The sequence below is a fragment of the Micromonospora orduensis genome (assembly GCF_006228125.1).
Lineage (GTDB): Bacteria > Actinomycetota > Actinomycetes > Mycobacteriales > Micromonosporaceae > Micromonospora > Micromonospora orduensis.
Genome location: NZ_VDFY01000218.1, coordinates 26,857 through 52,201, shown reverse-complemented (window position 1 = coordinate 52,201; position 25,345 = coordinate 26,857). Strand labels below are relative to the sequence as shown.

Below are 25,345 nucleotides of genomic sequence, written 5' to 3'. Positions count from 1 at the left end.
GTCGTCGGCGGGGGCGTGGTCGGCGGCGGCGTGGTGCCGTCCAGCCCGAAGAAGCGGATCACCTGCGCCGCGTCGACAGGCAGGTTGTGCGAGACGCCCTGCATGCTGATCGCCTCGACCGGCGCCATCGGGCCGCTGCTGCCGTACCGGGTGCGGGTGTAGCCGGACTGCGGCGAGTCGGTGTACGTCGGGGTCTGGCTCAACCCGTGCACGTTGGTCCACTGCTTGACCTGCTCGCCGAAGTTCGGGTAGCGCAGTGTCTCGTCGTTGGTGCCGTGCCAGATCTGCATCCGTGGCCGCTGGCCGGTGTAGCCCGGGTACGCCCCGCGGACCAGGTCACCCCACTGCTGTGCGGTCTTGATGAGCTGCCCGTTCGCGCACTCGCTGTTCCATTCCGAGCTGCCCCCGGTGGCGAAGCAGGCGAACGGCACTCCGGCGAAGGACGCGCCCGCGGCGAACACGTCCGGGTAGTCGCCCAGCATGACGTTCGTCATCATCGCCCCGGACGAGGTGCCGGTGGCGAAGATCCGGGTCGGGTCGGCGGCGTACCGCTGCTTCACGTAGTCGACCATCGACATGAGACCGACCGGGTCACTGCCGCCGCCGCGGCGCAGGGCCTGCGGTGAGGCGACGTCCCAGCACTTGCTGCTGCGGGTCACCGACGGGTAGATCACGATGAACCCGTACCGGTCGGCGAGGGACGCGTACTGGGTGCCGGAGTGGAACGCGGGGCCCGATCCGGTGCAGTAGTGCAGGGCGAGCAGGACGGCCGGCCGGGCGGCCACCCGGTCCGGGACGTACAGGTGCATCTGGAGGTTTGTGGGGTTGGTGCCGAAGCCGGTCACCTGTGTCAGCGTCGCCGCCGATGCCGGCGCGGCGAACGTCAGCGCGGCGGCGGCCAGCGTGAGGACCGTCAGGACGGCGCCGAACAGCCTTGTCTTGAGTGTCATCGTTCGCGATTCCTCGGGGAATTGGCGCATGGAAGGGGAGTAAGTCGAGGACTGCCCTTCGCCCGACCCTGACCGCGGCTCGCGTGACCACGTCAGCTTCGATCGAGCACACTGGATTGTCAAGACTTCCGGAATCTTTTCGGAACGCGGGATCGCGTGCGAGCTGCCCACGAGGAGCCCTGACCGGACATCGATGAGCGGGCTATCATCGGGACGTTCTCGAAACGTGTCGGGCTTCCCACATCCCTCGCGTCACCCCCTGCGCGCGTCCACACAGGACCCGTGGGCACGAAGGAGATCGAGTGAAGATCGTCGACGCCCGGGTCATCGTGACCTGTCCGGGCCGCAACTTCGTCACCCTCAAGATCGTCACCGACGAGGGCGTCACCGGAGTCGGAGACGCCACCCTCAACGGCCGGGAACTGGCCGTCGCGTCGTACCTGCGTGACCACGTGGCGCCGCTGCTGATCGGCCGGGATCCGGCCCGCATCGAGGACACCTGGCAGTACCTGTACCAGGGCGCGTACTGGCGGCGCGGGCCCGTCACGATGAGCGCGATCGCCGCCGTGGACACCGCGCTGTGGGACATCAAGGGCAAGGTCGCCGGCCTACCGGTCTACCAGTTGCTCGGCGGCCGTTCCCGCGAGGGCGTCACCGTGTACGGCCACGCCAACGGCGAGACCGTCGAGGAGGTGCTGGTCGAGGTCGCCCGCTACGTCGACCTCGGCTACCGGGCCGTGCGGGTGCAGTGCGGGGTCCCGGGTCTGCCGAAGACGTACGGCGTCAGCGCCGACAAGCTCTTCTACGAGCCGGCCGACGCGGCGCTGCCCAGCGAGGCCACCTGGTCGACACAGCGCTACCTGGCGCACGTGCCGACCGTGTTCGCCCGGGTCCGCGACGAGTTCGGCCCCACCCTGCGGCTGCTGCACGACGTGCACCACCGGCTCACGCCGATCGAGGCGGCCCGGCTCGGGCGCAGCCTGGAGCCGTATGCGCTGACCTGGATGGAGGATCCGGTCCCCGCCGACCTCCAGGAGGGCTTCCGGTTGATCCGGCAGCACACCACCACCCCGGTCGCGGTCGGCGAGGTCTTCAACAGCATCTTCGACGCCGCCCAGCTCATCCGGGAACAACTCATCGACTACATCCGGACGACAGTGGTGCACGCCGGTGGCATCACCCACCTGCGCCGGATCTTCGACCTCGCGGCGCTGCACCATGTCCGCAGCGGGTCGCACGGGGCCACCGACCTCTCCCCCGTCTGCATGGCCGCGGCACTGCAACTCGACATCTCGATCCCCAACTTCGGGTTGCAGGAGTACATGCGGCACACCGCGCAGACCGACGAGGTGTTCCCGCACGGCTACCACTACGCCGACGGCTACCTGCACCCCGCCGAAGCCCCCGGTCTCGGTGTGGACATCGACGAGGAGGCGGCGGCACGGTATCCGTACGCGCCCGCGTACCTTCCGGTGAACAGGTTGGAGGACGGCACCGTCCACCCCTGGTGACCGGCGGGTCAGTAGATGCGTCGCCCTTGCGCGTCCGGCACACCGGACTTGCGGAAGAAGTACGTGTTGACCTGGTCGCGCCACTCGGTGGCGCAGCGCACCTGCTCGTCGAGACGCTCGGCCACCCGCTCGTACACCGTCGGATCGATCATCCCGTTGAGCGTCCGCCACCGGCGCCGCATCGTCTCCACCTCCTCGACGCCCGCGAAGTGCGTGTCGTAGATGTGCTGGATGACTGTCGAGCCGTTGTGCAGGACGTGTGAGTACGGGACGTGGTGGAAGAAGAGCAGCACCTCGTCGGGGCACGTCCGGGGCGACTCGTACACCTGCGCCCAGTACGGCGGGTACTGCCCGGCGAAGCCGGTGCCCGACGCGCGGCTGCGGTCCACGCCGACGCCGTCCCGGTCGGCGAAGTGGTAGGTGCCCCACCGTGAGTACTCGTACCCGTCGACGTCGGGGCCGTAGTGGTCGCCGGGGTGGACCATGAAGCCGACACCCAGCGGGGCGGTGTACCGCTCGTAGGTACGCCACGAGTCGTCCATGATCTCGTGCAGGGTCCGCCGGACCAGTTCCGGGTCGGCGGTCGCCGACGGCGGGAAGGTAAGCGTCATCCACTCGTCGAGGACCTCCGTCGGGTCACGCCACGGGTCCCAGGCGAGGCGGCCGAAGGTGTACAGGTTCGCCTGCGCCAACGGGTGTCCGGTCCAGAACGGGTCGTCGCCGGTGTTGGTGACGGCGACCAGGCCACCGCCGGCCCCCGCCTCCCCGACGGCCACGTCGGCGATCGTCCGTCCACCCGGGCCCCAGGGGGCGAATCGCAGCACCTCGCCCCACCAGGGGCCCAGATGGCAGATGTGCCGCTGCTGGCCCGTGTACTCCTGGGTGACCTGCAACTCCAGCGCCAGCCGGGTCGCCGGCATCGCGGCGAAGACCGGTGAGACAGGCTCGCGCGTCTGGAAGTCCACGGGCCCGTACTTCACCTGGAGGACCACGTTGGTGCGGAACCGTCCGTCGAGCGGGGTGAAATGGTCGTACGCGGCCCGCGCCCGGTCGGTGGACCGGTCCCGCCAGTCCTGGTGGTGGTCGTAGACGAACGCCCGCCAGTGCACCACTCCCCCGTGCGGGGCGAGGGCCTCGGCGAGCAGGTTCGCCCCGTCGGCGTGGTCACGCCCGTACGTGAACGGGCCGGGCTGCCCCTCCGAGTCGGCCTTCACCAGGTAGCCGCCGAAGTCCGGAATGCGGTCGTACACCCGGCGGGTGGTGGCGACCCACCAGTCGCGGACGCCCTCGTCGAGCGGGTCGGCGGTCGACAGCCCGCCGAGGAGCACCGGCGCGGCGAAGCTGACCGACAGGTGCACCCGGATGCCGTACGGGCGCAGCGCGTCGGCGATCTCGGCCACGTCGCCGAGCCGGTCGGTGAGCAGCAGCGCCTCCGTCCGGGCGACGTTGACGTTGTTCACCGAGATCGCGTTGACGCCGCTGGCCGCGAGCAGCCGCCCGTACGCGCGCACCCGGGCCAGGTCGCCGCGCGGACGGCCGTCGCGCCAGAAGATCGAGCCGCCCGCGTACCCCCGTTCGACCTGGCCCATCACCGGGTGCACGGCCACGTTGTCCCAGTGGTTCAGCATGCGCCGGCGCAGCGCCGGCCGGTGTCGCTCCGGCGGGCGGGCCGGGTCGAAGGCCGCCGCGCAGAGCCGGACCACGTGGAACAGCCCGTACAGCAGGCCGGCGGGCGCGTCGGCCAGCACCACGGTCACCTCGCCGTCGCGGTCCAGCAGGAATCCCTCCTCACCGAGCGGTTCGCCGTCGCCGATCTCGGCCAGCGCCGCCTCCCCCGCCGACCGTGCGGCCTCCACGGCCGGATTGGGCAGCTCGCCGGCGCCCCGCAGGGCGAGCACCAGGTCCACGTCGACGTCCCACGACGGGGAGTGCCACACGCGTCCGCCGTAGCGCGCGCAGGCACGCGAGACCTCGTCGAGGACGGTGTCGACGAGCAGGCCCTCACCGTGTACGAGGACGCGGCGCGCGCCCAGCGACCGGAACGCCTCCGGGGGCAGCCAGGCGGCGTGCACGCGCGGCTCGTGGGTTTCCATTGGTTCCTCGACGAACACCAGTTGCTCCACATCGACGGACTTGTCGGCGTTCACCCGTCCTCCCGCACGACGACGACGCCGTACGCCGGCAGACGCAGGTTGTCGTCGCCTCCGAAGGGCACCGTGGCGGTGACGGGCAGACTCACGCGGTGAACTCCTTCCGGATCAGGTGGAGCATCGGTTCGCCGACGCGCAGGAAGGCCAGGACCGCGACCGAGGCGAGCATCGCGAGGACCGCCTCGGAGAACACCGCGGTGATACCGGCCGCCGCGGCCAGCAGCAGGGCGTTGCCCACGGTGACACCGGGGGTACGGACGAGGAAGTGCACGGCCAGGCGGAGCACGTCGCGGGTGCGGAAGTCGAACAGCGCGGTGATCAGCAGGGCGTTGGCCGCGCAGAGCGTCACACCCACCGCGATCAGGACCAGCGGCACCGTCCACCAGCCCGGCAGGCCGACGGCGTTTCGGTAGGCGAGGTTCACGGCGAGCACGGTCAGCCACAGCAGCGTCGGCACCCAGACGCGCAGCGCGCCGGCCAGGTCGGCCCGGTACCCGCGCCAAAACACGGCGGCGGGGCGCAGCTCGGTCAGGTCGGGGCGCTGGTGGCGCAGCGCGTACAGGGCGGCGGCGACCGCCGGGCCGACCGGCACCAGAAAGAGCGCCACCAGCGGCAGGTTGCTGGCGTCGCGGCCGAGCAGCAGCAGTGGGAGCAGGCCGGGCAGTGTGGTGAGCAGGAGCAGCAGCTCGACCACGAGCAGGATGTAGACCCGGGAGGCGGCCCGGGACAGCGGCCCGTCGCCGAACTGCCGCCAGGCGTGCCCGGCGCCGCTCACGGCTGGCCTCCCGGGTCGGCCCCGAGCGGGCGCTCGCCGCGGCCGGCGTCGAGACGGCGCCGCCCGGCGTCGGCGCGCTTGTCGGAGACGGTGATGCTCATCGCTGTCCTCTTGGTCGTCGGGGCCCGGTCGGGCGACGGGGCGCCGCCCGACCGGACCCCACCGGTCAACCGTTGCTCTTCTGGAACCGCTCGTACGCCTTGTTGACCAGGTCGATGTACTGCTCGGAGTTCTTGGCCTTCAGCTCGGCCACGTACGCGTCCCACTCGCTCAGGGGCCGTTGGCCGAGGGCGAACTTCAGCGTGTTCTGGGTGACGTAGTCCTTCAGCGGGGTCTCCCAGAGCGACACCTGCTCGCGCTCCTCGTCGGTCAACGGGGCGGGCGGCGCCACCACCCGTGGCTGGCGGGCGTCCATCACCTTCTGGAACTCCAGCTCCTCCGGCGAGAAGAACCCACGGACCAGGTCGGGGGTGCCGCCGTAGGCGAAGACGCCGTTGTAGAAGCCGAAGTCCTTCTGGAGGTGCTTGGGGGCCTTCGGGTTGAGCCCGAGGACGTCGACCTCAGGGGTGACCGAGCGCTTGCCGGAGGCGTCCTTGGTGAACGTGACGCCCTCGACGCCCCAGCGGGCGAACTCCATGCCGGCGTCGGAATACCACAGCCAGTCGATGAACTGCATCATGGCCACGAAGTTCTTGCTCTCCCGGGCCTTCGTGGAGATCATGATGCCGTTCTCCAGGCGCGGGAACGGGTTGATCTCCCCGGCCGGGCCGATCGGCAGCGGGATCTTGGCCATCTTCGCGTTCGGCAGGGTCTTGGCCAGGTCGGGCCGGTGGTTGTTCACCAGGGTCTGCGCGTTGCCGGTGACCACGAAGGACTTGCCGTTGGCGAGCTTCTGCCGGGCCTGGTCGTCGGTCTGGGTGAAGCTCTCCGGGTCGAGCAGACCCTCGGCGACCAGCTTGTGCAGGTACGTGACCATCTGCCGGTACTGCTCGGACGCGCCGGTGTAGGTGAACTTCTTCGCTGCCGGGTCCCAGGTGGCGTGCTGGTAGTCCCAACCCGCCTGGGTGCCGTGGGCCGAGCCGAGGATGTTCAGCAGGGCGCCGGTCGGGTTGGGCTTGCTGAACAGGTCGGAGTACGGGTAGACGTTCGGGTACTTCGCCTTCATCGCCTTGAGCACGGTGTACAGGTCGTCCCAGGTCTTCGGGACCGCAAGGTTGAGTTCCTGGAGGATGTCCATGCGCATCAGGACCGTGTAGTCCTGCGTGGGCTTCTCGTGCATCCCCGGCAACAGGTAGAACTTACCGTCGGACTGCCGCAGGTTGTCGATCTCCGGCTTGAGGTTCCACTTGGCGATCTTGTCCTTGAAGTTGGGCATCAGGTCGATGTAGTCACTGACCGGGAGGATCGCCCCGGAGGACACGAACGCGTTCTCCTGCGGGTGGTACGTCTTCGGGATGATCAGCGGGGCGTCCCCGGCGCCGATCAGCAGGCTGCGCTTCTGCTCGTAGTCGCTCAACGGAACGGCGACCGGCTCGATCGTGACGTTGGTCCGCTTGGTCAGCTCCGACCAGAACAGCCAGTCCTGCTTGAGCGGGTAGAAGGTGTGGTTGTTGTAGAGGGTGGAGAAGGACAGCGCCTCGGTGGCCTTGAACTGGTCGCCGACGCCGTAGGTGGCCATCGCGCCGACCTTGTTCTCCGAGAGGTCCGTCGACTCGCCGGGATCCTCGGAACAGGCGGCGATGAGGGTGAGCGCGAGCAGACCCGCGGTGGCTGTCGCCACGCGACGCCACGGCTTGAAGATCATGGCTCGTCCTTTCGGTGGTGGGGGGTGGGAGGTGGTGCGCTGCTCAGCCCTTGACCGCGCCGAGCATCACGCCGCGGACGAAGTACCGCTGGACGAAGGGGTAGACCGCCAGGATGGGCAGGGTGGTGAGCACGATCGTCACGGCCTGGAACGTGGCCGCCGCCTGGACCTTGTCGGCGTCGGCGGCGGCCGACTCCGCGCTGGTGGCGCCCGCGATGAGGTTGCGCAGGTAGACGGTGACCGGAAGCAGGTCCTGCCGGTCGAAGTAGAGGAACGCGCTGAACCACGAGTTCCAGAAGGAGACCGCGTAGAAGAGCACCATCGTCGCGATGATCGCCTTCGACAGCGGCAGCACGATGCGCAGCAGGATGCCGTACGTGTTCAGCCCGTCGACGGCCGCGGCCTCCTCCAACTCGGTCGGCAGGCTCTCGAAGAACGCCTTCATGACCAGCAGGTTGAACACGCTTATCGCGTTGGGGATCACCACCGCCCAGATGGTGTTCTTCATTCCCAGGCTGGTGACCAGCACGTAGTTGGGGATCAGGCCGCCGGAGAAGAACATGGTGAACAGCGCGACGCCGACGAGCAGGCCCCGGCCCCTGAGCTGCGGCTTGGACAGCACGTACGCGTAGCACGTGGTCAGCACGATCGAGATGAGCGTGGCGACCACCGTGTACACCACCGTGTTGCGGTAGTTCGTCCAGAACATCGCGTCGGACATCACGAGCTTGTACGCGGTCAGGTCGAACCCGCGCGGGACCAGGCTCACCTTCCCCGCGATGATGTACGCCTCATCGCTGAGCGAGCGGGCAACGATGTTGAGGAACGGAAACAGCGTCACGATCACGACGCCGATCAGGACGATCGTGTTGACCACCCGGAAGATCCGGTAACCACGGCTGTCCACCGGTCCACGCGTCTGCGGGGCATCACTCTTCGTACCGAGGATCACCACAGGCTCGTCCCTACCGTGCGACGGGAGATGAGGTTCGCCGACAGGACCAGCACCAGCCCGATCACCGCCTCGAAGAGACCGATCGCGGCCGCGTAGCTGAAGTTGCTGGACTGGAAGCCCATCCGGAACAGGTAGGTGGAGACGACGTCCGCGGTCGGGTACGTCAACGGGTTGTAGAGCAGCAAGACCTTCTCGAACCCGACCGCCATGAAACTGCCGATGTTGAGGATCAGCAGCGTCACCATCGTCGGCCGGATCCCGGGCAGCGTGACGTGCCAGGTCTGCCGCAGCCGGCTGGCGCCGTCGATCCGGGCCGCCTCGTAGAGGTCCTCGTCGACCGTGGTGAGAGCGGCGAGGTAGAGGATCGTGCCCCAGCCGACGGTCTGCCAGACCTCCGACGAGACGTAGATGGTGCGGAACCACTGCGGCTGTTGGAGGAACGCCACCGGGTCCCCGCCGACCATCCGGACCAGTTGGTTGGCCGCGCCGTCGATCGAGGTCAACTGCATGACCATCGCCGCCACGATGACGATCGACAGGAAGTGCGGCAGGTACGACACCGACTGCACGAACCGTTTGAACCGGCGGGCGCGCACCTCGTTGAGCAGCAGCGCCAGCACGATCGGCAGTGGGAAGCAGAACAGCAGCGTCAGCGCCCCGAGCACCAGCGTGTTGGTGAAGACCTCCCAGAACGTCGGGTCGGTGAAGAACATCCGGAAGTAGCGCAGGCCGACCCAGTACTCACCGAAGATGCTGCCGCCGGGCTTGAAGCGCCGGAACGCGATGATGTTCCCGATCATCGGCAGGTACCGGAAGATCAGGAAGAACAGCAGCGGCAGGACGGCGAGCGAGTAGAGCTGCCAGTCCCGACGAAGGGCCTGCCGCCAGCTCCGGCGACGCCGCGGGTGCGGCGCGGGGCGCGGAGACTCCGCCGCCGCTCGGGGCGCGGCCGGCGGCGGGGGCCGTAACGTCGATGTCATCCTCGGCCTCCTAGTCGGAGTGCGGGACGGCCACGAGGGGCTCGACCCGCACCGACGTGAGCAGTTCCCGTTGGTGGCCGACGGCGCGCTCGGCGCCGGTCAGCCGCAGCGGAAGGGTCGCCGCCGCGTCGCCGCTGGACCGGCCCAGCCGCAGTTCGACGTCGCCGGGTTCGACGATGCGCCGGCCGGACAGCCCGACGAACGACGCCACGTCGGCCGGCACGTCGAACGTCACGTGCGCCGCCTCACCGGGCTCCAACGGCACCCGGGTGAAGCCGACCAGCCGGACCACCGGGCGGGTGGTCTGCGCGACCGGGTCGTGCAGGTAGAGCTGCACGACCTCGACACCGGCCCGCGCGCCGGTGTTGCGGATGGTGACCCGCACCCGGGCCGCGCCGTCGACCGGCCAGACCGCCGGCTCGGCGGGGTCGGCGTACGGCTCGTCCGCCGGTCCCAGCACCGTGGCGTCGGACCAGTCGAAGGTGGTGTAGCTCAGCCCGTGGCCGAACGGGTACGCCGGCGTCGGATCGACCGACGACACCTCGTTGCGGCGACCCAGCGGCGGCGCCAGGTAGGTGCCGGGCAGTCCGCCCGCGTCGCGGGGAACGCTCACCGGCAGGCGTCCGGACGGATCCACCCCGCCGGTGAGAACCTCGGCGAGGGCCTGCCCGCCCCGCTGGCCGAGGAAGAACGCCTGCACCACGGCGGCCGCCGCGTCGAACTCGGGGCCGAGCGCGTACGGCCGCCCGGTCATCAGCACCAGGACGACAGGGGTGCCGGTGGCGAGGACGGCCCGGACCAGGTCGGCCTGGACGCCCGGCAGTCGCAGGTCGGCGGCGTCGCAGCCCTCGCCGGAGGTGCCCCGGCCGAACATTCCCGCCCGGTCGCCGACGGCGAGCACGCAGACGTCGGCGGCGGTGGCCGCGGCGACCGCCGCCGGGATGCCCGAGGTGTCCTCGCCGGTGACGGCGCAACCCGGCTCGTGGGCGAGCTGCGGGACCCGCCGGGCCAGTTCGTCGCGCAGCGAGGGGATGTCCAGCCCGAGCCCGTACCCGCTGTGGTGCACGCCGACGTGGTTGGGGAAGGAGTAGCAGCCGAGCAGGGCCATCGGGTCGTCGGCGACCGGACCCACCAGGGCGACCCGCCGGCCGGCGGGCAGCGGCAGCACGCCGGTGTTCCGCAGCAGGACGACTGATTCCCGGGCCAGGCGTACGGCGACGTCCTGGCTTGTCTCGTCGTCGAGGCGCAGGTTCGCCACGTCGTCGGGCAGCTCCCGCCAGTCCTCGTCGAGCAGGCCGACCTCGATCTTCTGGGTGAGCACCCGGCGGAGCGCGCGGTCGATCAGCGACTCGTCGACCTCGCCCCGGCGGACCGCCGCCACCAACGGGGGGCCGAAGGCGTCAACGGTGGGCAGTTCGACGTCGATTCCGGCGCGCAGGGCGAGCCGGGCGGCGTCGGTGGCGTCCGCGGCGACGCCGTGCAGGGTCTGCAGGAAGCGCACGGCGAAGTAGTCGGCGACCACGGTGCCCGTGAAGCCCCACTCGTCGCGCAGCAGACCGGTCAGCAGCTCCTCGTCGGCGGCGACGGGCAGGCCGTCGATCTCGGCGTAGGAGTTCATCACCGAGCGGGCGCCCCCGAGCCGCAGGGCCATCTCGAAGGGCGGCAGGATCACGTCGGCCAGCTCGCGGGGGCCCATCGGCACCGGGGCGAGGTTGCGTCCGCCCCGGGAGGCGGAGTAGCCGGCGAAGTGTTTCAGGGTGGCCACGACACCTGCGCGTTCCAGACCGCGCACGTACGCCGCTCCGGTCGTCCCCACCAGGTACGGGTCCTCGCCGATCGTCTCCTCGGTGCGGCCCCAGCGGTAGTCCCGGGTCACGTCGAGGACGGGCGCCAACCCCTGGTGTACGCCGGCGGCGCGCATCGACCGCCCGATCCGACCGGCCATCTCCTCGACCAGCTCGGGATCGAAGGCGGCGCCCCAGCCCAGCGGGGTGGGGTAGACGGTGGCCCGCCAGGCGGCGAAACCGGTGAGGCATTCCTCATGCACCTGCGCCGGGATCCCGAACCGACTGGCGGCCACGATCTGCGCCTGGGACGCGGCAAGCGACCGGGCGCCGAGCACCGGGTCGACCGGCGCGGTGCCGAAGGGGCGGGTGAGCTGCCCCAGTCCGTGCTGGATGATCTCGGCCCAGGGCGGCGTACCGTCGATCATGTCGGACTGGTGTGGAGCGACGCCCTCGCCGGACGCCTCGGCGCCGACCCAGACCCCGACCAGCTGGGCGATCTTCTCCTCCAGCGACATCAGCGACACGAGCGCCTCGACCCGCTCGGCCGGCGGCAGGTGCGGATCGCGCCACGGCGCGACGCCGCTGTCGACGGGCGACTGACTTCTCATGCCGAGACCCCTTAGCTCCGGCCGCATCCGCGCCCTGAGGGGCCAGCTCCGCGGCGGACATTTCACGATCCGAAATTTTCCGGAAACCTGCGTAACCTTTTCGGCAACCTAAGTGCCCCGTCGGGGCATGTCAAGAGGTTCATCGATGCCTCGGCAGGGGCGGTTCCTGCACTCCGTCAGGCGACCGTGGACGCTCCGTTGCGAGCGGGCGACGCCGACGACGGGTACGGAGGGACCGACTGCCGTATCGGCTGGCGCGAATGGTCTGTCATGTTAGGGTCTTCCGAAACTTTCGGATGCTGTTGAGGCTGCGATGACAGAGCACCGCCCGCTCGACCCACCCGCCTCCACCACCATCGCGACAATCGCCAATGACGTCGGTGTCTCGGTCGCGACGGTCTCCAAGGTCCTCAACGGCCGAGGTGATGTGGCGCCCGGCACCAGAGCGCGGGTCGAGGAGAGCCTGGACCGCCATCGGTACCAGCGCCGCAACCGGCGATCCTCGTCCGGCGGAGGGCGCGTGGATCTCGTGTTCCACGAGTTCGACACCGGTTGGGCGATGGAGATCCTGCGCGGCGTCGAGGCGGTGACCACCGCCGCCGGGCTCGGTCTGTCCGTCGCCCAACTCGACGGCGCGCACCGCCCGCCGCCACGCTGGCTGGACGCGCTGCTCGCCGACCGTCCACTGGGGGTGGTGTTCGTCCTCTCCCACCTGGCCGAGGTACAGCAGCAGCACCTGCGACGCCACGGCATCCCGTTCGTCGTCGTCGACACCGACAGCGCGACCTCGGCGTCGGTGCCCACCGTCGGGTCCAACAACTGGAACGGCGGCCTGCTCGCCGCCCGCCACCTGCTGGACCTGGGGCACCGGCGGATCGCCATCATCTCCGGCCCACCCGATGTGCTCTGCAGCCGCGCCCGCGCCGCCGGCTTCCAGTCCGCGCACGAGGAGGCCGGGGTGCCGATCGACCGCGAGCTGACCCGTTACGGCAGCTTCTCGGCGGGCGCCGGGCACGCCCACGGGCTGCAACTGCTGCGTCTGGCGGACCGGCCCACTGCCATCTTCGCCGGCTCGGACATCCAGGCGATGGGGGTGCTCCGGGCCGCGCGGCAGTGCGGCCTGCGCGTTCCCGAGGACCTTTCGGTGATCGGGTACGACAATCTGCCCGTCTCGGCCTGGACCGACCCGCCTCTCACCACCATCAACCAGCCGCTGCGGGACATGGCCGGCATCGCCACCCAGATGCTGCTCGAACTGGCCCGTGGCAACGAGCCGGCGACCAGCCGGATCGATCTGGTGACCGAGTTGGTCGTCCGGGAGAGCACCGCGCCCCCCGCCCAGCCGCGCTGACCCTGCGAGGACCCGTGTCGCACCCACCCCCGCACCTCGACGACCTTGAGCGCTACTCGCCCACCATCGTCGAACCCGACGACTTCGACCAGTTCTGGAGCGACACCCTCGCCGAGGCGACCGCCCGACCGGTGCTCGTCGACGTCCGGCCGGAGCCCACCGATCTGCCGCTGCTGGGCTGCTGGAACGTCACGTTCGCGGGTTTCGGCGGCGACCCGGTCCGCGCGTGGTACACCCGCCCGGCGGGCGCGCGAGGTCCACTTCCCGCCGTGGTGGAGTACGCCGGCTACGGCCGCGGCCGTGGCCTGCCGCACGAGCGGCTCACCTGGCCGGTGGCCGGGTACGCGCACCTGCTGATGGACAACCGGGGCCAGGCGGGGCAGTACGGCGCCGGCGACACTCCCGACCCGCACGGTGCTCCCGGCGGCCCGTGGCCGGTCACCTGGGGGATCCTCGATCCGCGGGACTACCACTACCGCCGGTTGATCACCGACGCGGTCCGGGCCGTCGAGGCGGTCCGTGCCCTGCCGGGAGTCGACGCGGGCCGGGTCGCCGTGGTCGGCAACAGTCAGGGCGGTGGTCTCGCGCTGGCCGTGTCCGGCCTGGTGGACGACCTCGCGGCGGTGCTGACCACCGCCCCGTTCCTCTGCGACATGCGACGGGCCGTCCAGCTCAGCCACCTCGCGCCGTACGGCGAGATCGCCCACTACCTGGCCGTGCACCGGGAGGCCGAGGAGGCGGTGTGGCACACGCTGTCCTATGTGGACGCGGTCAGTCTCGCGCAGCGTGCCACGGCGCCGGCGCACTTCGGGATCGGCCTGCGCGACACCGTCTGCCCACCGAGCACCGGCTTCGCGGCCTACAACCAGTACGGCGCCGGGTCCGGCCGACCGGTCCCGCCGGAGCGGGAGATCCACGTCTACCCGTTCAACGGCCACGAGGGCGGCGAGGCCGTCCACGTCCGTCGTCAGCTGCGCTGGCTCGGCGCGAGGCTCCGTCCGGCGGGCTGAGCGACCCCGGCGGTGGTGGGTGCCGGGTCGGTGGTGGGACCGACCCGGTCAGCGCGCCGTACCCCGGTAGAGCCGACTGACCGTCTCGGCGACGCAGACGGGCTTGCCGGCGCTGTCGCTCTCCACGGTGACCGTCGCGACCAGCTGCACCCCGCCGCTCACCGGGGACACCTCGGTGAAGGTGACGGTGGCCCGGACGGCGGCGCCGACACGGACCGGGGCGGGGAAACGCACCCGGTTCAGACCGTAGTTGACCCCCATCGCCGCCCCCTCGACCCGGTAGAGCCCTCCGGCCAGCGCCGGCAGCATCGACAGGGTGAGGTAGCCGTGCGCGATCGTCCCGCCGAACGGTCCCGCCGCGGCCCGGACCGGGTCGAGGTGGATCCACTGGTGGTCATCGGTGGCGTCGGCGAAGAGGTCGACACGGCTCTGCTCGATCCGCTGCCAGGGACCGGGGCCGACGGTCTCGCCGACCGCCGTGGCCAGCTCGTCGAGGGAGGTGAAGACTCTCATGCCGGGGCTCCTTCGAGCTAGAAGGCGTTGACGCCGGTGAGCGCGCGTCCGATGAGGAGCTGCTGGATCTGACTGGTGCCCTCGTAGAGGGTGGCGACCCGGGCGTCGCGCAGGTACTTGCCGACCGGGTACTCGTCGATGTAGCCGTACCCCCCGAAGACCTGGACCGCGTTGTTGGCCGCGCGTACCGCGGCCTCGCTGGCGAAGAGCTTGGCCATCGACGCCTCGGTGGCGAACGGCTGGTCACGGTCGATCAGGTCGGCGACCCGCCACACCAGCAGGCGGGCGGCGGCGGTGTCCACCGCGATGGCGGAGAGCAACTGCTGCACGAGCTGATGGCCGGCGATCGGCTTGCCGAACTGGGTCCGCTGCCCGGCGTAGCCGACCGCGGCGTCCAGGCAGCCCTGGGCGATGCCGACGCAGCCGGCGGCGACCGACATCCGCCCCTTGGCCAGGGTTGCCAGGGCCAGGCGGAACCCCGCGCCCTCGGCGCCGAGGCGGGCCGCGTCGGGCACGCGTACCTCGTCGAAGCGCAGCTCGCCGGTGGCCTGCCCGCGCAGGCCGAGCTTGCCGTGGATCTCCCGGCGGGTCAGTCCCGCACTGCCGGTGGGCACCAGGAAGGCGGTGATGCCCCGGTGGCCGGGGCCGCCGGTGCGGGCGAAGACGAGCGCCACGTCGGCCGTGGTGCCGTTGGTGATGAACGTCTTGGTGCCGGTGAGCAGCCAGTCGTCGCCGTCGCGGGCCGCGCGGGTACGCAGCGCGGCCGCGTCCGAGCCGCTGTCCGGCTCGGTCAGCGCGAAGCATCCCAGGGCGGTGCCGGCGCAGAGTCGGGGCAGCCACTCGGCCCGCTGCGCGGCGGAGCCGTGGGCGGCGATCGACTTCGCGACGAGGCCGAGCGAGACCGAGACGATGCCGCGCACGGCCGAGTCGCCCCGGCCGAGTTCCTCCAGGACGAGGCAGTACGCGAGGTGGTCGCCGCCGGAGCCGCCGTCGGACTCGGCGATGGTCAGGCCGAGGAAGCCCAGGTCTCCGAGCATGCCCACGACGGCGGGGTCGACGAACTCGCGCCGGTCCCAGGTGGCCGCGTGCGGCACCAGCTCCCGGTCGACGAACTCGGCGGCGAGTTGTCGGACCGCCACCTGTTCGGCGGAGAGGGTGAGCTCCATGGCCCATAAACTAGCGGTGATAGTTTACGGCGTCCAGAGCGGACGATCACCGGTCCGAAGCGGGCCCCGGACCGGGCACGGACACGAACGCGCGGGCCAGCTCGGTGCGGGAACGGATCCCGAGCCGGTGGAACACGTTGCGCAGGTGGTGGTCGATCGTGCGGGTGGACAGGAACATCCGGGCGGCGATCTCCCGGTTGGTGGCGCCCTCGGCGACGAGCTGGGCGATCCGCAGCTGCTGGCCGGTGAGCAGCCGCGCCGCCGGCAGGGCCGGTGGCCCGACCGACTCCCCGGAGGCGCGCAGCTCCGAGGTGGCCTGCTCGGCCCAGCACCCCACCCCGAGCAGGGTGAACGTCTCGCGGGCGCGGTGCAGGTGCCCGCGGGCGTCGCGGGGGCGTCGGCTGCGGCGCAGCTCCCGGCCGAAGAGCAGCTCGGTACGCGCCCGTTCGAACGCGCCGGCCTCCGTCGGGTGCAGCCGCAGCGCGGTCTGGAACTCCCGGTCGGCCTCGGCGCTGCCCCTGGGTGCGAGCAACGCGTGACACCTGGCGGACAGCGCCCGACGCAGTGGACTCGCGGTGCTGCTGGCCCAGCGGTCGAACACGCTGAGAGCGGCAGTCGCCGCCGGGCGGTGGGCCAGGTGGGCGGCCGCCTCGACCAGGTACGGGGTGGCCATCACCTGCACCAGGACCTGCCCGCGCCCGGTGCCCAGCCGCGCCAACGACGCCAGTCGGGTCGCCGCCTCGTCGTGCCGACCGTCGACCAGGTCGAGGACCGCCAGCGCCCACCCCGCGAGCGCGTGCGGACGGCTGCCCGGTGTCGGCGCCTCACCGATCTCCCGGATCCACCGCAGGCTGGTGTCGCGGTCGGCCCGGACGGCGGCCAGCACGGCGAGCATGCCGAGGTGGACGTTTGCGCCGTTGGTCTGACCGGTGGCGCGGGAGATCCGCAGCCCCTCGCGGGAGGTCTCCGCCGCCGTCTCGTGCCGTCCCAGCCAGTACTCGGCGACCGCCCGCAGCTCCAGGGCCCGGGACAGCATGGACAGCTCGCCCCGGTCCCGGGCCAGGGCGACGGCCCGCTCGGCGAGCCGGTGCGCGGCGCCGTCGACGGCGACCACCAGACCGGCGGCCGCCGCGCAGGCGAGCGCGGTGGGGGTCGACGCCGGGCCGGTCAACCGGCCCCCCAGCACGACCGCCCGGCGCAGTGCGGGGCCACCCCGCTCGTGATCGCCCCGCAGCGTCGCCGCCACCCCGGCGACCAGACAGCTCATCAGCTCCAGCGCCGGCGGGTCGTTCGGGCGCCGCAGCGCCGCCGCCCGGTGCCCGACCTCCGCGTACCGGTACTGGTCTCCGGCGAAGCAGACCGCCTCTCCGGCGCGGACGAACCCGGTCAACGCCTGGGCCCGATCGGCGTCGGCGACCGACCCGGCGGCGGCGAGCAGGGTGGCCGACGCGTCAGCGGCCGGCTCGCAGCGCAGTTCCAACTCCCCGCGCAGCAGACCGGCGCGCCCGTCGACGACCCCCACGGGGGCGGTACGAAGGCGGTCGAGCAGCAGTCGCGCCTGATCGGGTCGACCGGCGGTCCAGGCATAGCGGGCGGCGGACAGCAGGCGGGCAGCGGCCTGGCCCGGGTCGGCGCTGAGATCGGCGGCCCGGCACAGCGCGGCGGAGGCGGCGGACCAGTCGCGCTCCCCGTCGGCCGCGGCCTGCTCCAGCTCGGCGGCGAGAGCGGGGTCGGTGCCCTCCGCCGCGGCGGCGAGGTGCATCGCCCGGCGGAGACGCTGCGTACGCGGATCGAGCGTGTCGGCGAGCAGCCGATGCGCCGCCCGACGCTCGGCGAGCGGCGCGCTGGCCGCGACCATCGCGCGCGCCAACGGTTGGTGGAACGTGACGCCACCGGGCTCGACGCGGATCAGGCCGGCGGCCTCCGCCGGGGTGAGCGCCTCGGCCGCGGCCCGCACCGGGGTGCCCGGTCCGGTCTCCTCGTCCAGGGCGGCGAGCAGCAGCAGCCGGCGGGTGGACGGCGGCAGCCGGTCCAGCCGGGCCCGGTAGGCGCGGCCCAGCGCGCCGTCGGTCGGTGGCGCGGTGGGCAGCGGGTCCTCGCCCCGCCACTGCCCCGGGGTGAGCACGCCGGCGAGATCCCCCAGTGCCTGCGGGTTACCGCCGCCGATCGCGGCGAGCGCGGCGACGACCGGCGGGGCGGGTCGCTCGGGCAGTCGGTCGGTGCCGGCGACATCGCCCCGCCGGTGACGCCGCAGCCGGAGCCGGTCGGTGAGGACGGCCGTGCTCTCCCGTTCGGTAAGCGGCCGGAGCCGGTGCGCCGGTATCCCGTCGATCGTGGTGGCGGCGTCCGCGGTGAGCAGGACGACGACCGGCAGGCGCCGCAGGCGGCGGGCGGCGAAGGCCAGCACCCGCGCGGTCTGCGGGTCACCCAGGTCGACGTCGTCCATCGTGACCAGCAGCGGACGGTCCCGCGCGGCGGCGGCGAGCAGCCCGAGCACGCCCATCGACAGCGCGAGTTGGCGGGCGTCGGGGCAGTCCTCTCCGCCCAGCGCCCGCCGCACCAGGTGCCGTTGTTCCCTGGGTAGGACGGCGGTGTGGTCGAGCAGCGGGTCGAGCAGGCGTTGCAGCCCGGCGTACGGCAGGGCGGCCTCCTCGGCGAGCCCGGTGCCGGCGAGCACTGTGGTGGCGCGACCCTCGACGTGCCGGTGGGCGTGACCGACCAGGGCGGTGCGGCCCGATCCGGGCTCACCGTGCACCAGCAGGGAACCGCCGCCGTCGGTGACGCCGTCGAGCAGGCCCTTGATGGTCCGGCACTCGTCGTCCCGACCACGCAGCACGGTTAGTTGCACTCTTGATGCAGTAACCATGCGTCCCAGTGTCACCCATCGGTAACCGGATGGAAAGAGGGACGACGCCGGCCGGGGCCGGGATCAGTCGGCCGCCACCTCGGCCAGCAGGGCGCCCACCGTACGGGCCATCACCGCGCGGGCCGCGTCCACGCCCAGCCCGAGGCCGTCGCGCAGCATCGACCACGCCGACCACATGCTCGCCGCCACCAGCGCGTTGAGCAGCTGTTCCCGCCCTCGTCCGGCCCGCGCCAGCTCGGCGGCGAAGAGGTGCTCGACCTCCTCGCGAACCCGGTCGACGTGCTTGAGGCGGTTACGGCGCAACTGCTCCGAGACCGGCTCGCGCATCTGGGCGGCCCGCGCCGACGGCGCGATGAGCTGGAGCAGCCGGGCTCGCTGCCGGCAGTACGCGTCGACCCGCTTGGCCAGCGGCAACCCGGGTGGGATCGGCCGGTAGGCGGAGTCCTGCTGGCGGAGCACCTCGGCGCCGCTCGCCTCGAACAGGGTCTCCATGTCCTTGAAGTTGGTCCAGAGCGTCCGCAGCGAGATGCCGGCCCGTTCGGCGATGCGTTCCCCGGTCGGCCGCAGGTCGCCCTCGGAGATGAGCGCGAGGTGCGCCTCGACGATGGCCGCGCGGGTGCGCTCCGCCCGGGCGGTCCGCCCGTCGACCCGCCCCGTCGCCTCGACCGTCTCCATGCGCCTTCGCCCCCTCACCGCCACGGCGTCTCCCGCCGCGCCGCCGAGTCTAGCCACGCGATGATCAGCCGGTGGCGGCCGGTGACGATGGAGTGCGGACATAAATTTGCAGCCATGGTGCGGATAGTAGGAGGGCTGATCTGTCTCGGTCAACGTCCACCGCCGCCGCACCGGAACCCGCGCAGCCGTCCGACCGGGTGTGGTCACGAGCGGCCACACCCGGTCGACGGCCGGTGGTACGGGTGGTCAGGAGACGGTCGGCACCCCGTTCGCGGGTGGCGCGACCGGCGTGGCGGTGTACTCCTTGACCGGTCCGTCCGCCTCGTCGGTCTCGTACGCCGGCCCGAAGTAACTCTGCACTCCCCCACTCACCCGGCTCAGCCGCTGGCCGCCGTAGCCGGAGTGGTCGCTCGCGGAGAAGCGCAGCGGCACCAGCCCGGGCCCCTGGAAGCCGCCCTTCTGCACGGCCTGGAGCACCTTCTCCCGGGTGAGGTCCTTGCCGGCGGCGAGCAGCGTCTGGACGAACAGGTAGCCGACCGACATGCCGTAGACGATGTTGCCGTCGAACGGCGCGTCCCCGTTGTGCTCCTTGTTCACCTTCATGAAGAGCTGGATCCACGGGTTCGCGGTGTCGTTCTGCATCGGCAGGTAGTTGGTGCCGATCATGCCCTCCAGCAGAGGCGCCGCGGCGCCGAGCTGCTTGGCCAGGGTCGGGTGGTCGGCGCCCACGTTGGAGACCAGCCACTGCGGCTTGAAGCCCAGCCGCGCGGCGGTGCCGATGGAGAGCGCCGTGAAGCCCGGCACGGTGGCGAGAACCACGACCTGGCAACCGGCCGCCTTGAACGCGCCGATCTGCGGCGCCACGTTGGTGTTGCTGGTGACGTACGTCTGCTTGACCGCCACCGCCCCGGCGCCGAGGACCTTCTCCACGCCGAGGAGGCTGTCGCGGCCGAAGTCGTCGTCCTGGCCCAGGAAGCACACCTTCTGCCCGGCCAGGTTCGCCTTCGCGTAGTTGGCGAGGATCTTGCCCTCCACCGTGTAGTCCGGGTTGAACCCGAACGTGCCCGGATACTTGTCCGGCTGGTCCCAGCTGCGGCTGCCGGAGGCGACGAACAGGTCGGGCACCCGGTTGCTCTTGAGGAAGTCGAGCACGCCTGTGTGCGTCGGCGTGCCGAGGCCGTTGAGGATGGCGAAGACCTTGTCCTGGAGGACGAGCTGGCGGACCACCTGCTGGGTGTTCGCCGGGTTGTAGCCGTCGTCCATGACCTTGTAGGTGATCTTCCGACCGTGCACACCGCCGGCCGCGTTGACGTAGTCGAAGTACGCCTTCGTCGCCGGAGCGATCTTGGAGTATCCGGCCGAGGCCGGCCCGGTGAGCGGCATGTGGGTGCCGACGACGATCTCGGTGCCGGTGACGCCCGGCACCGCTGCCCCGCCGGGGCCGGAGCCGTCGTCACCGCTACAGCCGGCGGCGGCGACCAACAAGGCGATGGTGCTGACGATCGCGAGACCGCGTTGTGCCGTACGGTGCATGGGAAACACCGACCTTTCTCGGTCCTGTCATTTCGGGAATGGTGTGGTGGTGGGGCGCCCGGCCGAGGCCGGGCCGGAACAGCTCAGGAACGCCGGGCCGACCAGCGGTCCAGCAGTGCCCGGCCCAGACGAGACAGCAGGCCCTGCACACCGCCGGGGGCGGCGATCATGACGACGATCAGGGTGAGTCCGAAGATCGCCAGCGGGAGGTTGCCCTCCAGCCGTTGGGCCACCGCGGGCGAGAGCGTGAGCAGCTCCGTCGCGGAGTGGGTGAGATCGGGCAGGGCCACGAGCAGCACGGCCCCCCACAGGGCGCCGGCCAGCCGGCCGAGACCACCGATCACGACGGCCATCAGCAGGAACAGCGACAGGGTCAACGAGAACGCGCCGGGCGACACGCTCTGCGCGAGCACCGCCAGCAGCGCACCGCCGAGACCGGCGGTGGCGGCGCTGACCACGAACGCGAGGACCTGGGTACGGGCCACGTGGATGCCGGCGAGGCGTGCGGCCACCTCGTCGTCGCGGACCGCCCGGAAGGTACGCCCGTACCGGCTGCGGATCAGGTTGGCCAGCAGCAGCAACGCGAGCAGGGTCGCCGCGCCGGTGAGCCAGAGCTGCCACCGCTCGTAGGGAAAGTACGGTCCGAGCGACGCCGGCGGCGGCTCCACCGGCACCGACAGGCCCTGCTCGCCGTTGAGGACACCGTCGAACGTGACTGCCAGCGCCGGCACGACGACGGCCACGGCGAGGGTGACACCGGCCAGGTAGGGGCCGCGCAGCCGGGCCGCGGCCACGCCGACCACCGCGCCGACCGCGACAGTGCTGACGATCGCCGCGCCCAGCGACAGCGGCAGCAGCCAGCCGCCGGTCATCCCCCGGTCGGCGAACGCGTTCTGGCACAGGGCCACCGTGTACGCCCCGACGGCCATCAACGCGCCGTGCCCGAGCGAGAGCTGACCGTTGAGCCCGGTGAGGACGGTCAGGCCGGCGGTCGCGCAGAGGTAGGCGGCCACCGTGGCGAGCTGGAAGTTGCGGAACGGCTCGACGGTGTAGCTGACCGCCACCAGCAGCAGCCCGACGACGAGCGCGACGGCGAGGTGGCGCAGCAGAGTGGAGCCGCGGCGCCGGTCGGCCGGTCGGTCACCCGGCTCGACCGGACGGTGTCTCGGCGGCAGGACCGCCCCGGTGGCGCTCACACCCGCCTCGCCGCGACCGGGGCGAACAGCCCGCCGGGCCGGACCAGCAGCACCGCCAGCAGCAGGACCAGCACCGCCAGGGGCGTGAGGTCACTGCCGGCGTACCCGCTGACGTACGAGAGCAGCAGGCCCACCACGAGCCCTCCGACCACCGCCCCCGGTGGACTGTCCAACCCGCCGACCACCGCCGCGGTGAACGCCGAGACGAACACCAGGTCCATCGCGTGCGGATGCAACCCCAACTCGGTCGGGATGACAAGCATGGCGGCCAGCGCGCCCACCCCGGAGGCCAGCGCCCAGCCGAGCGTCAACATGCCACCGACGTTGACCCCGAGCAGGCGGGAGACCTCGGGCGCGAAGGCCGCCGCGCGCATCCGCAGACCGACCGGGGTCCGGGCGAACATCCACGCCAGACCGCTGACCACCACCCCGATCGTGGCGAAGACGAACAGGTCGTACGGCGACAGCACCGCGACGCCGCCCACGGTGAGGGCCGAGCGGGAGAACGGCGTCTCGGCGGGGCGGAACTCGTTGCCGTACACCATGCCCAGCACGGCCTGGATCAGCAGCACCAGCCCGAGCGCGACGATCACCGGGTTGAGCGGTGACGCGTGGTCGACGTGCCGCATCACGACGCGGTCCACCACCGCGCCGAGCAGCAGCCCGGCGACGATCGCCACCCCGAAGCCCAACCAGTACGAGCCGGTCGCGGCGGACACGGAGTAGGCGACGTACGCGGCGGCGACGGCCATCGCGCCCTGGGCGAAGTTGACGACCCGCGCCGCCCGCCAGATGAGCACCAGGGCCAGCGCGAACGCGGCGTACACCGCGCCCCGGGACAGGCCGTCGACGGTGAGGAAGACGAAGCGGTCCAACAGTCCTCCTTCCAGGGACGAGGTGGTGATCAGAAACCTAGGTACGCGTGGCGCAGGTCGACGTCGTCGCGCAACCGGGCCGCCGGGGCGGCGACGACGACCCGGCCGAGGGACATCACCACGCCCTGGTCGGCGACGGCGAGCGCGCTGCGCACGTTCTGCTCGACCAGGAGCACGGTCAGGCCGGTCCGGTCGCGCAGTTGCCGCAGCAGGGCCATCGTCCGGGCGACCACCCGGGGCGCCAGGCCGAGCGACGGCTCGTCGAGCAGCAGCAGTCTCGGCCGACCGACAAGCGCCCGGCCCAGCGCGAGCATCTGCCGTTCGCCGCCGGAGAGCTGGTGCCCGAGGTGCCGGCGGCGGCGGGCGAGCGGCTCGAACAGCTCGTAGACCTCGTCGAGGGCGCGGTCCGCGTCGGCCCGGTCGCGCCGCCACAGCCCGCCGAGGCGCAGGTTCTCGTCGACGGTCAGCTCACTGATCACGCCCCGCCCCTCCGGCACGTGCGCCATGCCGCGCCGGACGAGCTGCTCCACCGGCGTACCCCGCAGGTCCTCCCCGGCCAGGACGACCTGACCGGCGCTCGGGCGGATCATGCCGGAGAGCGCGCGCAGCAGGGTGGTCTTGCCGGCGCCGTTGGCGCCGACGACGGCGGCGATCGTGCCCGCCGGGATGGTGAGGTCGACGGCCCGCAGCACCGGCGCGGCCCCGTAGCCGGCCACCAGGCCACGCACCACGAGCAGGTCCGGCGCGCTCACGCGGCATCCTCGACCAGGGCGCCCAGGTAGGCGTCGGTGACCGCCGGGTCGTCGCGGATCTCGTCCGGGGTGCCGGCGGCGATCACCCGGCCGAAGTCGAGCACCACCAGCTCGTCGCAGACGGCCATCACCAAATCCATGTGGTGTTCGACAAGCAGCACCGCGCACGGGTCGTCGTCGCGGCCGGGCAGCTGGCGGACCAGCTCGGCCAGCTCGGCGATGTCGTCGGCGCCGAGACCGCCGGCGGGTTCGTCGAGCAGCAGCAGTCGGGGCCGAGCGGCGAGCGCGCGGGCCAGGGCCACCCGCTGGCGTACGGCGAAGGGCAGGGTGCCCGGCGCGGCGTCGGCGTGCTCGGCGATGCCCAGGCCGTCGAGGATGTCCAGGGCTTCCCGGCGCAGCCGACGCTCGTCGCGGTCGCTGGCCGGCAGGCCGAACAGCGCCGCCGCGAATCCGGCACGCGCGGTGTGCGAGGCGCCGGTCAGCACGTTCTCCAGCACGGTGAGCCCGGCGAACAGTCCGGTCCCCTGCAGGGTCCGGGCGATGCCGAGCCGGGTCAGCCGGTGCGGCCGAGGCCGCAGCGGCCGGCCGTCCAGGGTGAGCGAACCCGTGTGCGGCGAGACGAAACCGCAGATCACGTTGAACAGCGTGGTCTTGCCGGCGCCGTTGGGGCCGATGACGCCCAACACCCGGTTGGGTGGCACTCGCAGCGAGACGTCGTCGAGGGCGGTGAGGCCGCCGAAACGGACGCCGATCTGGTGCAGTTCGAGGCCTCGATCCATCACCCATCCCTCTGCCGTGGCGGGTGTTATTTACACTCGCAGTGTACGTTTCTTGGGAATTGCGTCAAGACCTTCGATGGGCCGACGCGGAGGGGCGGCCGCCCACCGGCGGCCGCCCCGGAACCCAACGGTCAGGCGCTGGGGCAGGTGTTGCGGTACTCCTCGATCTGCGAGCCGCTCGGCCCCGGGCAGAGGAACTGCTCGTAGCGGGTGTCGTCGTCGACGAACCGCTTCAGCCAGGCCACCATCTGCCGGGCGGTCGGCGTGTTCACCGTCTGCGGGAAGAAGTGGCTCGCGCCGTTCAGCTCCAGGTACGCCTTCTCGGCGGAGGCCGGGATGCTCGTGTAGAACGGCACCGAGTGCGACGAGACCGGCGCGACACTGTCGCTCTCACCACCGATGATCAGCGTGGGCACCCGCACCTCGGACCAGCTCTTGTCCAGGTTCCACGGCGCCAGCGGCACCGCGGCCTGCAACGACGGCCGGTCCGAGGCCGCCTCCAGACTGCCACCGCCGCCCATCGAGTGGCCGGCCACGGCGAGCCGACTGCTGTCGATGCGGCTGCGCACCGAGCTGCGCTCGGTGAGGTAGTCCAGCGCGGCGAGCAACTGCCGGCCACGGCTGTCCGGCTGGTCGAACCGGGTGTTGGTCTCGATGCCGATCACCACGAAACCGTGCGAGGCGATCCGCGGTCCGAGCCAGCTGATGCTGGACCACGAGGCGGTGTAGCCGGGCGAGATGGCGATGGCGCCGAAGGCGCCCTCGCTGGTGCTGGTCGGGTAGTAGATGACGCCGCCGCCGAAGCCGGTGACGCTCAGCGAGGACACACTCTGCGACGCGGTGGCGAACGGGCCGCGGCTGGCCTCCAGGATCGCGGTGGTCGGGGCGGGGCCCCGCTCGTACGGGCTCGCGGCCTGAGCGACGCCGGTCGGGCCGGCCAGGACGGCGCCGGCGACCAGGGCGGCGGCCACGCCGAGCCGGGCTGCCATGGAACGGGGACGGGTGGTGGTTGGTGAGGACACGTCGGGCGCTCCCTAGGGTCGAGGGATATCGACGTGTGTCAGTTTTGGCCGCACCGGCGATCCACGCATCGGTGAAATCACCAGTCC

Annotated in this window: 20 protein-coding genes; 3 read left to right on the top strand and 17 right to left on the bottom strand. The window is 71.8% G+C overall.

Features of this window, described 5'->3' with window-relative positions; genetic code table 11:
• On the bottom strand, positions 1-950 hold a 950-nt coding region (locus FHG89_RS25040), incomplete at its 3' end, for an extracellular catalytic domain type 1 short-chain-length polyhydroxyalkanoate depolymerase (RefSeq protein ID WP_139586860.1).
• Between the two features lie 302 nt (positions 951-1,252).
• Here FHG89_RS25040 and manD point away from each other — a divergent pair.
• Positions 1,253-2,461 (top strand): D-mannonate dehydratase ManD, encoded by a 1,209-nt coding sequence (manD, locus tag FHG89_RS25035; RefSeq protein ID WP_139586859.1) that lies wholly within the window; start codon positions 1,253-1,255, stop codon positions 2,459-2,461.
• A gap of 8 nt (positions 2,462-2,469) precedes the next feature.
• Here the strand turns inward: manD and FHG89_RS25030 are convergent, their stop codons facing one another.
• The 6 genes from FHG89_RS25030 to FHG89_RS25005 all read right to left on the bottom strand — a co-directional run bounded on the left by FHG89_RS25030 (position 2,470) and on the right by FHG89_RS25005 (position 11,520).
• Complete coding sequence (locus tag FHG89_RS25030) at positions 2,470-4,608, bottom strand: alpha-glucuronidase (protein ID WP_244295818.1); 2,139 nt, start codon at positions 4,606-4,608, stop codon at positions 2,470-2,472.
• Between the two features lie 88 nt (positions 4,609-4,696).
• The gene (locus FHG89_RS25025; protein ID WP_139586858.1) at positions 4,697-5,386 is read right to left on the bottom strand and encodes a DUF624 domain-containing protein; all 690 of its coding nucleotides are present in this window, start codon (positions 5,384-5,386) and stop codon (positions 4,697-4,699) included.
• A 166-nt stretch (positions 5,387-5,552) separates the two neighbouring features.
• Entirely contained in the window at positions 5,553-7,190 is a 1,638-nt protein-coding gene (locus FHG89_RS25020) for an ABC transporter substrate-binding protein (protein WP_139586857.1), read from the bottom strand.
• 43 nt (positions 7,191-7,233) lie between these two features.
• Entirely contained in the window at positions 7,234-8,142 is a 909-nt protein-coding gene (locus FHG89_RS25015) for a carbohydrate ABC transporter permease (protein ID WP_244295813.1), read from the bottom strand.
• Positions 8,139-9,125, bottom strand: a complete 987-nt coding sequence (locus FHG89_RS25010; protein ID WP_139586856.1) for an ABC transporter permease — start codon at positions 9,123-9,125, stop codon at positions 8,139-8,141. Before FHG89_RS25010 ends, FHG89_RS25015 begins: the two co-directional genes overlap by 4 nt.
• 10 nt (positions 9,126-9,135) lie before the next feature.
• Complete coding sequence (locus FHG89_RS25005; protein WP_139586855.1) at positions 9,136-11,520, bottom strand: beta-xylosidase/alpha-l-arabinosidase; 2,385 nt, start codon at positions 11,518-11,520, stop codon at positions 9,136-9,138.
• 313 nt (positions 11,521-11,833) lie between these two features.
• On the opposite strand from FHG89_RS25005, the gene FHG89_RS25000 reads away from it, so the two are divergent.
• The gene (locus FHG89_RS25000; protein ID WP_139586854.1) at positions 11,834-12,871 is read left to right on the top strand and encodes a LacI family DNA-binding transcriptional regulator; all 1,038 of its coding nucleotides are present in this window, start codon (positions 11,834-11,836) and stop codon (positions 12,869-12,871) included.
• Between the two features lie 14 nt (positions 12,872-12,885).
• Positions 12,886-13,881: an acetylxylan esterase gene (locus FHG89_RS24995; RefSeq protein WP_139586853.1), complete on the top strand. Its 996-nt coding sequence runs from the start codon at positions 12,886-12,888 to the stop codon at positions 13,879-13,881.
• Between the two features lie 48 nt (positions 13,882-13,929).
• Here FHG89_RS24995 and FHG89_RS24990 read toward each other — a convergent pair whose 3' ends face one another.
• The 10 genes from FHG89_RS24990 to FHG89_RS24945 all read right to left on the bottom strand — a co-directional run bounded on the left by FHG89_RS24990 (position 13,930) and on the right by FHG89_RS24945 (position 25,225).
• Positions 13,930-14,394: a MaoC family dehydratase gene (locus FHG89_RS24990; RefSeq protein ID WP_139586852.1), complete on the bottom strand. Its 465-nt coding sequence runs from the start codon at positions 14,392-14,394 to the stop codon at positions 13,930-13,932.
• A gap of 17 nt (positions 14,395-14,411) precedes the next feature.
• A complete protein-coding gene (locus FHG89_RS24985; protein WP_139586851.1) occupies positions 14,412-15,560 on the bottom strand; it encodes an acyl-CoA dehydrogenase family protein in 1,149 nt (382 codons plus the stop codon).
• Positions 15,561-15,606: 46 nt separating this feature from the next.
• Complete coding sequence (locus tag FHG89_RS24980; protein ID WP_139586850.1) at positions 15,607-18,426, bottom strand: helix-turn-helix transcriptional regulator; 2,820 nt, start codon at positions 18,424-18,426, stop codon at positions 15,607-15,609.
• Between the two features lie 63 nt (positions 18,427-18,489).
• Positions 18,490-19,101, bottom strand: coding sequence for a TetR/AcrR family transcriptional regulator (locus tag FHG89_RS24975; protein ID WP_139586849.1), 612 nt, complete (start codon positions 19,099-19,101; stop codon positions 18,490-18,492).
• 246 nt (positions 19,102-19,347) lie between these two features.
• Positions 19,348-20,634 (bottom strand): ABC transporter substrate-binding protein, encoded by a 1,287-nt coding sequence (locus FHG89_RS24970; RefSeq protein ID WP_139586848.1) that lies wholly within the window; start codon positions 20,632-20,634, stop codon positions 19,348-19,350.
• A gap of 83 nt (positions 20,635-20,717) precedes the next feature.
• Positions 20,718-21,830 (bottom strand): branched-chain amino acid ABC transporter permease, encoded by a 1,113-nt coding sequence (locus FHG89_RS24965; RefSeq protein WP_139586847.1) that lies wholly within the window; start codon positions 21,828-21,830, stop codon positions 20,718-20,720.
• The gene (locus FHG89_RS24960) at positions 21,827-22,705 is read right to left on the bottom strand and encodes a branched-chain amino acid ABC transporter permease (protein WP_139586846.1); all 879 of its coding nucleotides are present in this window, start codon (positions 22,703-22,705) and stop codon (positions 21,827-21,829) included. The genes FHG89_RS24965 and FHG89_RS24960 overlap by 4 nt, the downstream gene beginning before the upstream one ends.
• A 29-nt stretch (positions 22,706-22,734) precedes the next feature.
• A complete protein-coding gene (locus FHG89_RS24955; RefSeq protein ID WP_208761099.1) occupies positions 22,735-23,457 on the bottom strand; it encodes an ABC transporter ATP-binding protein in 723 nt (240 codons plus the stop codon).
• The gene (locus FHG89_RS24950; RefSeq protein WP_139586845.1) at positions 23,454-24,236 is read right to left on the bottom strand and encodes an ABC transporter ATP-binding protein; all 783 of its coding nucleotides are present in this window, start codon (positions 24,234-24,236) and stop codon (positions 23,454-23,456) included. The genes FHG89_RS24955 and FHG89_RS24950 overlap by 4 nt, the downstream gene beginning before the upstream one ends.
• A gap of 131 nt (positions 24,237-24,367) precedes the next feature.
• Positions 24,368-25,225, bottom strand: coding sequence for an alpha/beta hydrolase family protein (locus FHG89_RS24945; RefSeq protein WP_139586863.1), 858 nt, complete (start codon positions 25,223-25,225; stop codon positions 24,368-24,370).
• Positions 25,226-25,345: the final 120 nt, after the last annotated feature.